The sequence below is a fragment of the Xanthomonas arboricola pv. juglandis genome (genome assembly GCF_905367715.1).
In the GTDB taxonomy this organism is placed as follows: domain Bacteria; phylum Pseudomonadota; class Gammaproteobacteria; order Xanthomonadales; family Xanthomonadaceae; genus Xanthomonas; species Xanthomonas arboricola.
Window position 1 is genome coordinate 1,621,987 of sequence record NZ_HG999362.1, and the last position, 13,273, is coordinate 1,635,259.

Here is a 13,273-nt window from a genome sequence, read left to right on the forward strand (position 1 = left end):
ACGGTCAATCAATGCTGCGGATGTTCGGCGTCGTGCTTGTCGGCGTTCTGCTCGGCCTTGTTGGCCATCTCGCGGGTCTTGTCGGCGGTGGCGTCTGCAGCATTGGCGGTTGCGCGGCTCGCATCGGCGGCCAGTTCGCGTGCAGCCACGCGTGCATCGGCGGTGGCGGCCTTGGCCTGCACGGCGGCGCGATCGGCAGCTTGTTCAGTCGCAGCCGCGGCGTGCTTGGCAGCGGAGGCGGCATCGCGTTGCGCCTGCTCGGCGTCAGGGCCCTGGCAAGCGGCGAGGGTGAGAGCGGCGATGGCGCTCAACGACAGCATGCGGATCGTCTTCATGGGTGGTCCTGTTCCTGTTCCGGTGTTGGAAGAGCGAGCTTATGCACGGGCCGATGCAGCCGGCGTCAATGCGCGGCCGGCCATTCAGCCAATGGGCGGTATGCGCAGCACACGTCGCGACAGGGGCAGGTTCGATGCAGGAACGGCAACGCTGGCCAGGCGCCTATAAATCGCGGGCAAAGAAAAAGCCGCTGGAAACCAGCGGCTTTCTCCGAACTCGCTTGGAGCTAAGAAGTGATTACTTCTTGGCTTCTTCGGCGGTGTCCTTAGCAGCTTCGGCGGTGTTTTCAGCCGTCTTGGCAGCGTCGGCAGCCTGCTCAGCAGCAGCGTCGGTGGCGGCGCCGGAAGCAGCCTGGGCAGCGTCAGCAGCGGTGTCAGCCGAAGCAGCGGCGGTGTTGGCAGCAGCCTGAGCGGCGTCAGCCGACTGCGAGCCCGAGGCAGCAGCCTGGTCAGCAGCGGTCTGAGCGTCGGCAGCAGCTTCGTTAGCCGAAGCAGCAGCGTCCTGAGCCTGTTCCGGCTTCGAGCAAGCGGTCAGGGCCAGGCCCAGAGCCATTGCGATCAGCAGCTTGTTAATGGTCATTGTTTCAATCCTCGTCGTTAGATTAGGCAACGCGCTATTGCGCGCCCCCGACATGATGACGGTCCAAAGACCAGTGTCAAGCGTGCGCGCATTCAGTTTTGCAAAATCGCCGTTAAAAACAATTAAATCAATTCGATAGCGATGGCAGTCGCCTCGCCGCCGCCGATGCACAGGGTCGCGATTCCGCGCTTGCCACCGCGCGTGCGCAACGCATTCACCAATGTCACCACCAGGCGGGCACCGGATGCGCCGATTGGATGGCCCAAAGCGCAGGCACCGCCGTTGACGTTGACCTTGTCGTGCGAAATGCCCAGCTCGACGATCGGCGTCATCGCCACCACCGCGAATGCTTCGTTGATTTCGAACAGATCCACCTCGTCCAGTTGCCAGCCGATCTTGCCGATCAACTTCTGGATGGCAGCGACCGGCGCGGTGGTGAACCACTCAGGTTCCTGCGAGTGGGTGACATGCCCCACGATGCGCGCCAACGGTGCGATGCCACGGCGCTGCGCCTCGTCTGCGCCCATCAGCACGGTGATCGCCGCGCCATCGGAGATGCTCGACGAGCTGGCGGCGGTGACGCTGCCGTCCTTCTTGAAGGCCGGCTTCAGGGTCGGGATCTTGGCGATGTCGGATTTGCCAGGTTGCTCGTCGCTGTCGACGACCACCTCGCCCTTGCGCGTGGCCACGGTGACCGGAACGATTTCATCGGCGAACGCACCGCTGCGCTGGGCAGCCTGCGCGCGTTCGACCGAGGCGATCGCAAACGCATCCTGATCGGCGCGGCTGAAACCGAACTTCTCGGCGGTGGCCTCGCCGAACACGCCCATCGCCTGGCCGTCGTAAGGGTTGGTCAGCCCATCCCAGGCCATGTGGTCGACCGCCTGGAAGTTGCCGTAGCGGTTGCCGGTGCGCGAATTGGGCAGCAGATGCGGCGCATTGCTCATCGACTCCATGCCGCCGGCGACCACGATGCTGGCCGAGCCTGCCTTGATCAGATCGTGTCCGAACATGATCGCCTTCATGCCCGAGCCGCACACCTTGTTGATGGTGGTGGCGCCGGTGGAGGTGGGGATGCCTGCGGCAATCGCCGCCTGACGTGCGGGCGCCTGGCCCAGGTTGGCCGGCAGCACGCAGCCAACGATGACTTCTGAAATGTCGGCCGGCGCGACGCCGGACTGCGCCAGCGCGCCGCGGATCGCAGTGGCGGCGAGCGTCGGCGCCGGCACACCGTTGAATTGACCAAGGAACGAGCCGATGGCAGTGCGTTTGGCAGCAACGATGACGATGTCGGACATAAAGGAGATACCGTTTAAAGTGAAACGATTATCTGCCTCATGATCGGTTCGCGCCAGCACGCTCCCGGCGCTGCGACATTCGCTACGCAATCAGCTGCGACAGCCGTGTGAGGATGCAGTATAAAGACGGCGTTCGGGCCCGGGATTGGGCCCTATCCATGGAATGGGTTCGGGGAGAACATCCAAATGAAGAAGACAGACGTCGCCAGGACTGTCCTGGCCTCGGCGTTGGCCGTGGCGTTGACCGCGTGTGGCGGCGGTGGTGGGGGCGGTGGTATCCGTCCGAGTACACCGACGGCACCGCCACCGACGTCGCCACCGCCGGCACCGCCGCCGACTTCACCGCCACCGCCTCCGCCGCCGGTGGTGGCACCGCCGACGACGCCGGAACCCGCATTCGACGCGCATCTGGCGCTGACCAACGCACGCGCTGCGCAGGCATTGGGGTTCACCGGTGCGGGCTATCGCATCGGCGTGATCGATACCGGCATCAATACCAATCATCCGGCCTTGCAGGGACGGGTCAGCGACAGCTTCATCTATGTGGATCCGCGCACGAACAACGTCGCTGCGGGCGACGTGGTGGGCCACGGTACGGTGGTCGCGCAGCTGGCAGCCGGGCGCGCAGTGGGCCAGTGGCCGGGTGGCATCGCCAGCGGCGCCGGCCTGGTGTCGGCACGCATCATCAGCGACGAAGCACCGGACGATGACGGCAGCGGCGAAGGCAACGAGGTCGATGGCCCGCTTGGCCTGGGTCCGGTGCATGCCGATCTGATCAGCGTCGGCGTGCGCATCATGAACAATTCCTGGGGCGGGCTGTATTGGAACGACCCGGCGGTCACCAACCAGATTGCACAGGAATACCGGCCGTTCGTCATCGGCAACGATGGGCTGGTGGTGTTCGCGTCGGGTAACGAATCGCGATCGCAACCGTCCGATACCGCTGCGCTGCCCAGCCAACCGGGCCCGAATGGCACGCTGCCGGCCGCCGATCTGGAACGCGGCTGGCTGGTCGTCGCTGCGCTGGATACCGCCAATCCTACGCAGCTGGCCTCGTACTCCAATGCCTGTGGCGTGGCGATGCGCTATTGCCTGGTGGCGCCGGGCACCTCGATGTTCCTCGACCCCGATGCGACCGCCAGCAATATCCGCTACTTCTACGGCAGCGGCACCTCGTTTGCGGCGCCATTGGTCTCCGGTGCGGCTGCGCTGGTGTGGCAGGCGTTTCCGTATTTCAGCAACGATCTGGTGCGGCAGACGCTATTGGGAACGGCCACCGATCTGGGCGCGGCCGGCGTCGACCCGACCTTCGGTTACGGCCTGCTCAATGTCGGCAAGGCGGCGCTAGGGCCCGCGCGCTTTGATTGGGGCACGGTGGATGTCACCGTCAACACCTTGCGTTCCACCTGGGCCAACGACATCAGTGGCACGGGCGGCCTGACCAAACGCGGCACCGGTACGCTGGTGTTGAGCAGTGGCGCCAATACGTTCAACGGCGACACCCAGGTGCTGGGCGGCACTCTGCAGACGGCCAGTCTGCAGAGTGCGCGCGTTGGTATCGCCAATGGTGCGACGTTGATCGGTGCGGGCAGGATCGGCGGACGCGTCGATAACGCCGGCACCCTGCAGGTCAACAGTGCGACCCTGTCGATCGCGGGCAATTACACGCAGGCCAGCAACGGTCGCCTTGCCTTGAACGTGGGCGACCGGGTGAACGTGACCGGGACCGCGACGATTGCAGGTGATCTGCAAGTGCTCGGCCGCCGCAATTACGTGGTCGACAACGCGACCTACACGCTGTTGCAGGCCAGCAGCGGGTTGCAGGGCACGTTCGATACGCTCAGCCGCGGCGCGGCGGTGACCTTCCTGGATGCCTCGCTGACGTACGACAGCAATACGGCTTACCTTGCCTTGCGCAGCTTGAATGCCACCGCTGTCGCCGCCACGCTGGGCATGACCGGCACTGCATCGATGGAGTCGGCAATCCGCGTCGAGCAGGCGTTCCAGCAGGTGGATGCGCAGCAACTGCAGGGCACTGGCGGCATCAGCAGCGGGTTCATCCGCGCCGCAGCGGCGTTGCAGCAGTCGCCGGATGCCAAGGCTGCCGCCGATTCGCTGCGTAGTCTGTCCGGCCGCGCGCATGCCGAGTCGGCAGCGATGACCTTCGACACCATCGATCTGGGCAGGCGTGCGTTGGCCTCGCATTTCGATGGCTTGTCGCAGCAGCCGCGCATGCTGGGCGTCTGGCAACGTGCGCTCGGTGGGCCGGGCGAGGGTGGCGTGACCACCGCAGGATTCGCCACCTCCGGCTGGATGATGGGCAACGACCTGCGCCTGGCGTCGGGCGCAGTCACCGGCTTTGCCTTCGGCGAAACGCGCTCCAACAGCCTGGGCGATCTGGACGGTGCACGCGGGCGCGATCGGCAGGTGCAGGGGCAGCTGTACTGGGGCACCACGCTGGGGTCGGCGTACACGCTGAGCCAGTTGGGTTTCGGCAACGTCAACCGGCAGATCGAGCGCAGCCTGCAGTTGGGCGAAGACCGTAGCAGTGCCTTCAGCGACTACAGCGGCAGTTACCTCAGCGGCAACCTGGAAACCGGGTATCGCCTGGGTGGCGCGCGCGCAAGCCTGACGCCCTACATGGGGCTGGATTACGTGCGTCTGCGCAGCGAAGGATTCCGCGAAAGCGGTGGCGACGGCTTCGGCTTGCGTGCCGATGCCAGCACCTCCTCGCGCACCCAGGTGCTGGCCGGCCTGCGTTCGTCCTATCGCTGGCGCGGCGTGCAGCTCGGCGGTTATGCCGAATGGCAGCAGGCGTTGAGCAGCGAAGGCCTGACGCTGGATGCCAGCTTCATCGGCGTGGACGCATGGGCGCCGTTGCGCGGCATGCAGCCGGCGCGCTCGGGTGGTCTGTTCGGCATCACCGCGGCCGCGCCGTTGGGGCCGCAGAGCCAGTTGCGCTTCGGCTACGACCAGCGGGTAGGCGAGCGTGGTGACGATCGCGCGCTGAGCCTGCGCTACAGCGCCGATTTCTGATCGGCGCGCCTGATCGGTGGTTCATCTGTCCAGGCAACGTGCCTGGACAGGTGGGTCACTCGCCGCGCAGCTTGTGCAGGAAGCGCGGTGCGGTGCGGCCCAGCGGCAGTTTGAGCTTGCTGATGGCCTCGATACGCGCCTCGGCAATCTGGTCGGCCGCCTGCTGCGGCGCGACGCCCAAGCGGGAGGACAGGTCGAAGACCTTTTCCAAGTTGTGATAGATGCTGCGGATCAGGCGCATCGCACGTTCGCGGTTGTAGCCGTCGATCTCCAGCGACACGTTCATTACGCCACCGGCATTGACCACGTAATCGGGCGCATACAGGATGCCGCGCTTGTGCAGCTCTTCGCCGATGGCGGCGCTGGCGAGCTGGTTGTTGGCAGTGCCGCAGATGATCTTGGCCTTCAGCCGCGGCAGCGTGTCTTCGTTGATCGCGCCTTCCAGTGCGCAAGGTGCGAACACATCGGCCGGCACCTGGTAGATCTCCTCGATGCTGACCGCTTCGGCACCGTATTCGGCCACCGCGCGATCCACCAGCGCCGGGTTCAGATCGGCCACATAGAGTTTGGCGCCGCGTTCCTTGAGCAGCTTCACCAGCTCCATGCCGATGTGGCCCAGGCCCTGGATCGCAATGCTGGTCTTGCCGACTTCCTCGTGGCCGAGCCTGCGATTGAGCGAGGCCATCAGCGCCTGCAACGCACCGTAGGCGGTGAACGGGGCGGGGTCGCCGGAGCCGCGATGCACCTGGTGCACGCCGGTGACGTACTCGCTCTCCAGGTAGATCTGTTCCATGTCGTTGACGTCGGTGCCGACATCTTCGGAGGTGATGTAGCGCCCGCCCAGGGTGTCGACAAAACGGCCGAATGCGCGGAACAGCGCCTCGCTCTTGTCACTCTTTGGGTCGCCGATGATCACCGCCTTGCCGCCGCCGACATTCAATCCCGCCAGCGCGTTCTTGTAGGTCATGGTGCGGCTGAGCCGCAGCGCATCGTCCAGCGCCGCCTCGCTGTTGGGGTAGGGGCGCATGCGCACGCCACCCAGCGCGGGCCCGAGACGGGTGCTGTGCAACGCGATGATCGCTTTCAGGCCGGCGTCGCGGTTGTGACAGAAAATCACCTGCTCGTGGCCGGTGGTGTCGAGGGTTTCGAAAAGCATCGAAGGCTCCGCGGGGCTGCGTGATGTGCCTTCCCTGAGGCCGGGCCGAAACCCGTGCAATGGGAAACAAAAACGCGACGTCTGCAGACCCTGTCCGATCACGTCGCGCTGCAACATTTTAAACCACGTCGGCGGGGGCTAGTGTATGAATCTGTTCACCACTGCCGATAGCGCTGCTGCCGGAACCACAGCGTTCCCAGCCATTTGCTCCCTGCGCTGACGGGCAGGCCGGCGTGCAGCGAGTCGGGATCGGGGCGGCCATCGGCATGCAGATTGTCGAAGCACACCACCGACCCGGCACGTGGACGCACGCGCACGCCCGCGACCGGGAAGTCGGTGTCGCCACCCGCCTCGACGTCGTTGAGGTAGACACAGGCGGTGCGCAGGCGATTGCCGGCAGTGGGGCGGTCAGCGGCGATCGTGCCGGGCGGCAGGTAGTCGCGATGCGCGCGGTACTGCTCACCCGGCGCGTAGCACAGCACCGACAGCGCTTCGGCATGGGTCAGCGGCAGCTGCGCACAGGCCGCCACGCGCGCCTGTGCCGCACGCGCGGCAAAGTCTTCGAGGATGGGGTCCAGGGTGGCGCCGCGGCTGGTGCGGATCGGCGCGCGGCGCGTGCTCGCATCGTCGGGGTCGACCACTTCGGAGGCGCGCAGGTGCGGCCGCGCCAGCAACATCAACAGGCGGCACTCGTCGGCAGACAGCACGCCGCAGACTTCTTCGATCATGGGCGCGTCGTGGCGGCGCGTTGCGACATGTCGGGCAGCGAAACGAATGCGCGGATCGTCGCCAAGCGGATCCGGCGGTGTGATCTGCACGGCAGGCGCCGCGGCGATACCCAGCGGCTGCAATTGCAGCAGCAGCTGCGCCGCAGCGTCGGGTTGCGGCGGGACACCTTCGCCACGCAGCAGGCGCTCGGCCAGTAGCGCCGCAGCCAGTGCGTCACCGGCTGCCGCGGCGCGCTCCAGCAAGGCAACGCAGCTGCGTTGCTGCGCGGGGTGATCGATCCGGCCGTGCTGGATGGCCAGCGCGCGCAGCGCAGGCGGGTAGTTGGCTGCGGCCGCTGCATGCAAGCGGGATTGCGCCTGCGTGTCGAGCATCAACGGGGCGTCGGTGATGGCCACGGTCGCCAACAGGTAGCGCGCTGCCGCAACATCCTGGCGCTCGGCGTGTTGCCAGTGCTCCTGCGCACGGGCCAGGTCCACCTCGCAACCCACACCGTAGGCCAGCATGCGGCCGGCTTCGATCTGCGCGCCGGCATCGCCTGCGGCCGCACTGCGCGTGTACCACGCCAGCGCCTGCTCGGGCTGCCCGGTGCGCACCAATGCATGTGCCAGCGCCGTCATTGCTGCGGGGTGGGCGGTCTGCGCGGCCTGGGTGAGCTGCTGGAGGGACGGTGCCTGCATGGAGGCATTCTAGGAGAGGCCGGCAACCCTGTCGTGCCTGATCCCAGGCGGGCGCCGCTGCGGCCCGCGTAGGTCGATGGCGGCCTCGCCGAGATCAATGCAGGTCGTGCGTCCCAGGCGGGCGACCGGTCGCCATGGACCGGTGGTCGCGGCGATGGGCTGCCTCGTCTAGCCGGTGCGCGATCAAGCGTCCGTGGACAGCGCCAGGTGGGTCAGATACAGGCGCAGGTCGAACTCCAGTTGGTGGTAGTCCGGGCTCATGTGGTTGCACAGCTGGTAGAAGGCCTTGTTGTGATCGGCCTCCTTCAGATGCGCCAGTTCGTGGGCGACGATCATCTGCAGGAACGGTTCGGGCGCATCGCGGAAGATCGAGGCGATGCGGATCTCGCGGCTGGCCTTGAGCCGGCTACCGTGGACTCGCGAGATCGCCGTATGCGTGCCCAGCGCATGCTTCACCACCTGCAGATGGTTGTCATAGATCGCCTTGTGCAGGGTGGGCGAGGAGCGCATGTAGCGCTCCTTCATGGCCTTGACGTAGTCGTACAACTGCCGGTCGGTGCGGATGCTGTGGCGATCCGGGTAGCGGCGTGCCAGCACCAGGGCAAGTTTGTCCTGCGCGATCAGCTCGCGCACCTGATCCAGGACTGCGGGCGGGTAACCGGCGAGATAGCGAAGAGTGTCCATGCCAATCGATTGCTGCGAGCTGCGCATGATCGCCGATGCAGGCGCTGCTGGCGAATCTGCACGCGCGAATGTGGCGTCATGTGTCAGACGTATTCACGAATGCGGCACACCCGGATGCGTAGCGTGCAGCGCATGTTTTGCGGCACCACTGCGCAAGCACACGACTGAACACGGCACCGTGCCGGATGAGGAGACAACAAACATGATCAAGTGGGCCATTATTTTCGCCATCATCGGACTGATTGCCGGTGCGCTCGGGTTTGGCGGCATGGCGGGCGCTGCAATGGGGATTGCCAAGTTCCTGTTCTGGGCCGGCATCATCATCGCCATCGTGCTGTTCGTGCTCGGCATGACGATCGCCAAGAAGGTGACCTGACGCCCGAGGCCTGGCTTTGGTGTGCGACTCGCATGCCGGCTACATCGCCCGGAATGCAAAGGAGCGGCCAGTGGCCGCTCCTTTTTTTATTCCTGCAAACTAATCAACCAACGAAACGACAAGCGGGCCGCGAGCGAGGTCTAGCGCAGGGCACTCGCTGCGTCCTTGCGCGACTCAGACGCCGGTGTCTTCGGCAGTGGTGTGCAGGGCGATATTGAGTTGATCGATGGTCACGATCCAGTCGGCATCGTCGAGGCGCTCTTCACGCAGCAGCTGCGCCTGCGCCGGTGTCCAGAAGGGCGCTTCCTCCAGGCGCATGTCGCCCGGCAGCGGAGAGTGTTCGTCGATGAAGCTGCGGATGCTGACCTCATCCGACGGCAGGCCCAACTGGGCGAATAATTCGGAGAACGGGTGGACGTGTTGTTCCATTGCGACTTCCTCGAAGAGTGCGAATGGGCGGATGCTAAAGCACCTGATTTGAGCGCGCTGTGCACGTCCGGCTTGGATTTCCCCGGGCGCATGCCCATATTTGAGTTCTGAGCAGACAAGCCGAGGCGAACATGGCGACCGGATGGGCAGGTGATGGGGCGGTGCAGGACCAGATCGATGCGACCGTCGAGGATGCGATCAAGCGCGCGCGGAGCCAGCTGCATCAGGGCCCAAGCCTGACTCACTGCGAGGAGTGCGATGCGCCCATCCCCGAGGCGCGCCGCAAGGCAGTACCGGGCGTGCACCTGTGCGTGAACTGTCAGCAGGCGCACGACCAGGAGCAGGCGGCGCAAGGCGGCTACAACCGTCGTGGCAGCAAGGACAGCCAGCTGCGTTGATTGTCACGCGGCTTCAGCGCAACCGGCAAACGACTGCGCTTGCCGCCAGGCGGCTGCGGCCATCGCTTTGATCTACATGCGACATTCGCACGTCGTGTCCTTGCGACGCGCCGACCGAGTCACCCGATAACGGCTGATGACGTCTTGTCCACCGCCCTCAGTTGGCGTTGAAGTGGCTGGTCTCGCGCCAACGGCGCGTGGTGCGCTGGAAGAACAGGCTGTTGGGAACCTGCAGCACGCTACCGGCGTGGTCGCCGGTTTCTTCCAGGGTCGTGTAAATCACGTTGATGTCGATCACCCGGCCCTTCAGGCCCGGCTTGTCGCCGCCTTCCAGCAGCTCGATGTGGTCGTGCAGGCGGAACGGGCGCGTGGTGATGATCAGGAAGGTGCAGAAGATATTGGACAGCACGCTCCATGCCGCGAAGAACGCCACCGCACCGACCGCCGCGAATCCGGTGAACGCGGTCCACAAGGTGCCGCTGGAGACGCCCAGCACGTTCAATACCGTCAGCACCGCAGTGACGGAAATGACGAAGCTGCCCACGCGACGGATGCCGATCATCATTTCCGCCGGCAGGCTGTAGCGCGTACACAGGCGGCGCAGCACTTGCCGCAGCAGCAACCGAACCAGCGCGGCAACGGTGAGGATCAACACGATCTGGACCGTCAGCACTGCCACGGTCAGCCACTGCGGATTCCAGTGCGGCAGCAGGCTACGGATCATGGTGGGCAAAGCGTCGGACGCGGACATCGGATCGTGCAGGTTCACAGAGACCGCCCATTGTAACGGGGGCGTCATTGCGCAGCCGGTGCGCGGGGTGAACGCGCGCCCAGCGGTGGCGGCAGCCAGATTGAGTCAAGGGTGCTACGATGGATTGCCGCATCTCAGCTGTACGTGGCCGGGGCGCTCGCTGCCATGGGCATTGATGGAGGCCAACACGGCGATACAGCAGCGACCGAAATTCATGATGACGCTGCAACCGGTCAACGCGTTGAACTGCGGCCATGCGCGGACAACGCGACAACGCGCCGCCACAGCTGCTCGGCGCGGCGTACCGGCAACCAGTGCGCCGGTGAGTTCAGCTCGACGCATGACAGCCGCGTCGACGGCAAATGCAGCAGGCAGGCCTGCAGGCGCGCAGGCGTCAGCGTGAGCTGCACTGCATCCATCGGCAGCGGGGCCGGGCACTGGGTGGAGCACAGGCTCAGCAGTATTCCGAGAACATGCGGCATGGCGACGTCCGATCAGGGGGCCTGCGCCTGGAGCGGACAACGGCCGTGCTCCCGGCAAACGATGCGGCGCAGGATTGCGCCATCGCAGGCTTGGATGCGGCGGCCGGCGAAAAGGTTTAGAGCGGCTAAAAATGGAGCGAGCAGTCGTCAGGCGGATGCAGACGGCACGCTCGGAACCGGGGTGTACGAGTGGTCTATGTCGATTCCGCACCGGCAAGGCCCGCCGGGCGGCGGCGCAGTAGGCTTGTCGGCCGCTCCTGGAACCGTGCTCGAAAAAATACCTGGGCGCGGTTTAAACCTTTGCGCTGCCCGGCGCATCGAAGTGGATATGCTCGACACCTCCATGCCCATCGATGCCTCAGCTTGTGACGGTCCGGCCGGACGCGACGACGCGGCGCTGGCGCGTTCCGCCGCAGGCGGCGATCGCACCGCCTACGAGGCCATCTACCGCCGTCATGCGCCGCGCCTGTATGCGGTGGTGTGGCGGCTATGCGGCGGCAATGCGGCGCGTGCCGACGATGTGCTGCAGGAGACCTTCATTGCCGCATGGAAGGCCTTGCCGCAATTCCGCTTCCAGAGCGCGTTGGGCACCTGGCTGCATCGGCTGGCCGTCAATACGGCCTTGATGGAGCTGCGGGCGCGCTCGGTTGCGGGCGATCAGATGGTGGACGACGCCGATGGCGAGATCCTCGCTGCCATTCCAGGTGCCGCAGCCTGCCAGGCCACCCAGATGGATCTGGAGCGCGCGCTGGAGACGCTGCCGCCGCGCGCACGCGCGGTACTGGTGTTGCACGACATCGAAGGCTGGAAACATCAGGAAATTGCCGACGAACTGCAGATGGCGGTCGGCAGTTCCAAGGCGCAATTGCATCGCGCGCGCGGCCTGCTGCGCGTGCGGCTGGGAGATATTGCATGAATCACGATCCGCTTGATCCGCACGCAACCGATGACGCCGCGTTGTCCGCGCGTCTGCGCGCGTTACCGCAGCAACGTCAGCCACCGGCGCAGCTCTGGGAGCGCATCGCGCCCGCGCTAACGCCGCACACCAACGTGGTTGCCCTGCAGCCGCGTCGCCAGCGTGCCTGGGCCTGGCCCGCGTTCGGTGTGGCGCTTGCTGCTGCGCTGGCGGTGGTGGCGATCGTGCCGGGGCTCGATCGCTCGACCCAGGCGCCAGCGCCAGCGTCGGCGCGCCCTGGCTTGGTGGCGCAGGCACAGGCAATGGCCGGGCAGTACCAGCAGGCCATCGACGCAGTGCCGGTGCAGCAGGTGCCGGCCGATTTGCGCCCGGCGCTGGCCGAGCTGGACCAGAGTGCACAGGCCATCCACCACGCCATCGCGCAGAGTCCGCGCTCTGCATTCCTGTTGTCGCAGCTGCAACGCACCTATGCCAAGCGCCTGCAACTGACCCGTCTTGCCTCGCAGGGCGAGACGTCCTTTCCAAGCTGAGGAGCATGCCCATGCGTTACGCCCATTTATCCATGTTGTTGCTGATTGCGTTTTGCGCACTGCCGGCGGCAGCGCAGACCACCGTGAAGCAAAGCCATCCGTTGACACGCGGCGGGCGCGTGGAACTGGACAACATTGCCGGGCAGATCCGCGTGCGCGGCTGGGACCGCGACGACGTGGCGCTGACCGGCACCTTGGGCGAAGGGCAGCGCCTGGAGGTGGATGAAAGCCCGGACCGTCTGCAGTTCGAGGTGATCTACCCGCGTAACAACCGCAACAGCAGGGGGGCTCAACTGGAGCTGCGGGTTCCGCGCGCGGCGCTGCTGGAGGTGGAGGCGGTGAGTGCCTCGGTGGATGTCGATCAGGTCGATCTGGCGCGGTTGCAGCTCAAGTCGGTCAGCGGCAACGTGGTCGCAGCCGGACGCGCCAGGGAAGCGCAACTGGAAACCGTCAGCGGCGCGCTGCGCAGCACGGTGGCCAGCGCACGGCTGAGCCTGGGCACGGTCAGCGGGCAGATCGATGCGCCGGCCGGTGCCAGCGGCGTAGTGTCGGTCGAGTCCGTTTCCGGCCAGATCCGGGTCGGCGCGGGGCAGGTATCGCAGCTGCGCGCCGAGAGCGTGTCCGGCGCAACGGCGCTGACGGTGGCCGGTCTGGCGCCGGGCGGCAGTATTGCTGCAGAGAGCGTCAGTGGCACCATCAGCCTGGGCGTGCCGCGCAACGTGTCGGCAGCGCTGCAGGTGGAGGTGTTCAGCGGCGACATCCGCTCGGTGGCCGGGCAGGTGGAGCGGCCGGAGTACGGCCCGGGCAAGAGCCTGAGAACTCGACTGGGAGCCGGCAATGGCGACATCAAGCTCGAGTCGCATTCCGGGTCGGTGCGCATCGATTACGGCAACTGA

Annotated in this window: 15 protein-coding genes and 1 other RNA gene; 6 read left to right on the plus strand and 10 right to left on the minus strand. The window is 66.0% G+C overall.

The annotated features are described in order from the left end of the window. Positions 1–8: 8 nt before the first annotated feature. The 3 genes from KHN93_RS06900 to KHN93_RS06910 form a co-directional block, all read right to left on the minus strand. Complete coding sequence (locus tag KHN93_RS06900; protein ID WP_016904095.1) at positions 9–335, minus strand: XAC1346 family secretion chaperone; 327 nt, start codon at positions 333–335, stop codon at positions 9–11. Positions 336–573: 238 nt separating this feature from the next. Continuing rightward, entirely contained in the window at positions 574–915 is a 342-nt protein-coding gene (locus tag KHN93_RS06905; RefSeq protein WP_016904096.1) for a hypothetical protein, read from the minus strand. A gap of 122 nt (positions 916–1,037) precedes the next feature. Beyond that, on the minus strand, positions 1,038–2,213 hold the full coding sequence (locus tag KHN93_RS06910; protein ID WP_212579312.1) for a thiolase family protein: 1,176 nt from the start codon (positions 2,211–2,213) through the stop codon (positions 1,038–1,040). Positions 2,214–2,399: 186 nt separating this feature from the next. Here KHN93_RS06910 and KHN93_RS06915 point away from each other — a divergent pair, with 186 nt between their 5' ends. Then, positions 2,400–5,249 (plus strand): autotransporter serine protease, encoded by a 2,850-nt coding sequence (locus tag KHN93_RS06915; protein ID WP_212579313.1) that lies wholly within the window; start codon positions 2,400–2,402, stop codon positions 5,247–5,249. Positions 5,250–5,304: 55 nt separating this feature from the next. On the opposite strand, the gene KHN93_RS06920 is transcribed toward KHN93_RS06915, so the two are convergent. The 3 genes from KHN93_RS06920 to KHN93_RS06930 all read right to left on the minus strand — a co-directional run bounded on the left by KHN93_RS06920 (position 5,305) and on the right by KHN93_RS06930 (position 8,522). Further along, positions 5,305–6,405 (minus strand): Glu/Leu/Phe/Val dehydrogenase dimerization domain-containing protein, encoded by a 1,101-nt coding sequence (locus tag KHN93_RS06920; RefSeq protein WP_024938010.1) that lies wholly within the window; start codon positions 6,403–6,405, stop codon positions 5,305–5,307. Positions 6,406–6,560: 155 nt separating this feature from the next. Further along, positions 6,561–7,811 (minus strand): 2OG-Fe(II) oxygenase, encoded by a 1,251-nt coding sequence (locus KHN93_RS06925; RefSeq protein WP_212579314.1) that lies wholly within the window; start codon positions 7,809–7,811, stop codon positions 6,561–6,563. A gap of 183 nt (positions 7,812–7,994) precedes the next feature. Next, on the minus strand, positions 7,995–8,522 hold the full coding sequence (locus KHN93_RS06930) for a M48 family metallopeptidase (RefSeq protein WP_212579315.1): 528 nt from the start codon (positions 8,520–8,522) through the stop codon (positions 7,995–7,997). A 175-nt stretch (positions 8,523–8,697) separates the two neighbouring features. Here KHN93_RS06930 and KHN93_RS06935 point away from each other — a divergent pair, with 175 nt between their 5' ends. Beyond that, positions 8,698–8,871: a DUF1328 domain-containing protein gene (locus KHN93_RS06935; RefSeq protein WP_003489471.1), complete on the plus strand. Its 174-nt coding sequence runs from the start codon at positions 8,698–8,700 to the stop codon at positions 8,869–8,871. 174 nt (positions 8,872–9,045) lie between these two features. On the opposite strand, the gene KHN93_RS06940 is transcribed toward KHN93_RS06935, so the two are convergent. Beyond that, positions 9,046–9,300, minus strand: a complete 255-nt coding sequence (locus KHN93_RS06940) for a DUF2789 domain-containing protein (RefSeq protein ID WP_024938008.1) — start codon at positions 9,298–9,300, stop codon at positions 9,046–9,048. 131 nt (positions 9,301–9,431) lie between these two features. Between KHN93_RS06940 and KHN93_RS06945 the strand changes: the two genes are divergently transcribed. Next, entirely contained in the window at positions 9,432–9,698 is a 267-nt protein-coding gene (locus KHN93_RS06945) for a DksA/TraR family C4-type zinc finger protein (RefSeq protein WP_024938007.1), read from the plus strand. A gap of 157 nt (positions 9,699–9,855) precedes the next feature. Here KHN93_RS06945 and KHN93_RS06950 read toward each other — a convergent pair whose 3' ends face one another. The 3 genes from KHN93_RS06950 to KHN93_RS06960 all read right to left on the minus strand — a co-directional run bounded on the left by KHN93_RS06950 (position 9,856) and on the right by KHN93_RS06960 (position 11,129). After that, a complete protein-coding gene (locus tag KHN93_RS06950; protein ID WP_039530084.1) occupies positions 9,856–10,449 on the minus strand; it encodes a mechanosensitive ion channel family protein in 594 nt (197 codons plus the stop codon). Between the two features lie 233 nt (positions 10,450–10,682). Further along, positions 10,683–10,931: a hypothetical protein gene (locus KHN93_RS06955; RefSeq protein ID WP_065046504.1), complete on the minus strand. Its 249-nt coding sequence runs from the start codon at positions 10,929–10,931 to the stop codon at positions 10,683–10,685. Positions 10,932–11,054: 123 nt separating this feature from the next. Further along, positions 11,055–11,129: non-coding RNA, sX9 sRNA (locus tag KHN93_RS06960), on the minus strand. A 130-nt stretch (positions 11,130–11,259) separates the two neighbouring features. Between KHN93_RS06960 and KHN93_RS06965 the strand changes: the two genes are divergently transcribed. Genes KHN93_RS06965 through KHN93_RS06975 form a run of 3 tightly spaced genes read left to right on the plus strand, consistent with a single transcriptional unit; the run spans position 11,260 to position 13,273 of the window. Next, positions 11,260–11,847 carry an RNA polymerase sigma factor gene (locus KHN93_RS06965; RefSeq protein ID WP_212579611.1) on the plus strand — a complete coding sequence of 196 codons (588 nt, stop codon included), beginning with the start codon at positions 11,260–11,262 and terminating at the stop codon, positions 11,845–11,847. Continuing rightward, positions 11,844–12,377: a hypothetical protein gene (locus KHN93_RS06970; protein ID WP_102596388.1), complete on the plus strand. Its 534-nt coding sequence runs from the start codon at positions 11,844–11,846 to the stop codon at positions 12,375–12,377. The genes KHN93_RS06965 and KHN93_RS06970 overlap by 4 nt, the downstream gene beginning before the upstream one ends. A gap of 11 nt (positions 12,378–12,388) precedes the next feature. Further along, positions 12,389–13,273 (plus strand): DUF4097 family beta strand repeat-containing protein, encoded by an 885-nt coding sequence (locus tag KHN93_RS06975; protein ID WP_212579316.1) that lies wholly within the window; start codon positions 12,389–12,391, stop codon positions 13,271–13,273.

What these genes read in the sequence shown, in the direction of transcription:
- KHN93_RS06900 (WP_016904095.1), bottom strand. Translation starts at nt 335, where the DNA reads ATGAAGACGATCCGCATGCTGTCGTTGAGCGCCATCGCCGCTCTCACC.
- KHN93_RS06905 (WP_016904096.1), bottom strand. Translation starts at nt 915, where the DNA reads ATGACCATTAACAAGCTGCTGATCGCAATGGCTCTGGGCCTGGCCCTG.
- KHN93_RS06930 (WP_212579315.1), bottom strand. Translation starts at nt 8,522, where the DNA reads ATGCGCAGCTCGCAGCAATCGATTGGCATGGACACTCTTCGCTATCTC.
- KHN93_RS06915 (WP_212579313.1), top strand. Translation starts at nt 2,400, where the DNA reads ATGAAGAAGACAGACGTCGCCAGGACTGTCCTGGCCTCGGCGTTGGCC.
- KHN93_RS06925 (WP_212579314.1), bottom strand. Translation starts at nt 7,811, where the DNA reads ATGCAGGCACCGTCCCTCCAGCAGCTCACCCAGGCCGCGCAGACCGCC.
- KHN93_RS06910 (WP_212579312.1), bottom strand. Translation starts at nt 2,213, where the DNA reads ATGTCCGACATCGTCATCGTTGCTGCCAAACGCACTGCCATCGGCTCG.
- KHN93_RS06970 (WP_102596388.1), top strand. Translation starts at nt 11,844, where the DNA reads ATGAATCACGATCCGCTTGATCCGCACGCAACCGATGACGCCGCGTTG.
- KHN93_RS06965 (WP_212579611.1), top strand. Translation starts at nt 11,260, where the DNA reads ATGCTCGACACCTCCATGCCCATCGATGCCTCAGCTTGTGACGGTCCG.
- KHN93_RS06935 (WP_003489471.1), top strand. Translation starts at nt 8,698, where the DNA reads ATGATCAAGTGGGCCATTATTTTCGCCATCATCGGACTGATTGCCGGT.
- KHN93_RS06950 (WP_039530084.1), bottom strand. Translation starts at nt 10,449, where the DNA reads ATGTCCGCGTCCGACGCTTTGCCCACCATGATCCGTAGCCTGCTGCCG.
- KHN93_RS06920 (WP_024938010.1), bottom strand. Translation starts at nt 6,405, where the DNA reads ATGCTTTTCGAAACCCTCGACACCACCGGCCACGAGCAGGTGATTTTC.
- KHN93_RS06975 (WP_212579316.1), top strand. Translation starts at nt 12,389, where the DNA reads ATGCGTTACGCCCATTTATCCATGTTGTTGCTGATTGCGTTTTGCGCA.
- KHN93_RS06945 (WP_024938007.1), top strand. Translation starts at nt 9,432, where the DNA reads ATGGCGACCGGATGGGCAGGTGATGGGGCGGTGCAGGACCAGATCGAT.
- KHN93_RS06955 (WP_065046504.1), bottom strand. Translation starts at nt 10,931, where the DNA reads ATGCCGCATGTTCTCGGAATACTGCTGAGCCTGTGCTCCACCCAGTGC.
- KHN93_RS06940 (WP_024938008.1), bottom strand. Translation starts at nt 9,300, where the DNA reads ATGGAACAACACGTCCACCCGTTCTCCGAATTATTCGCCCAGTTGGGC.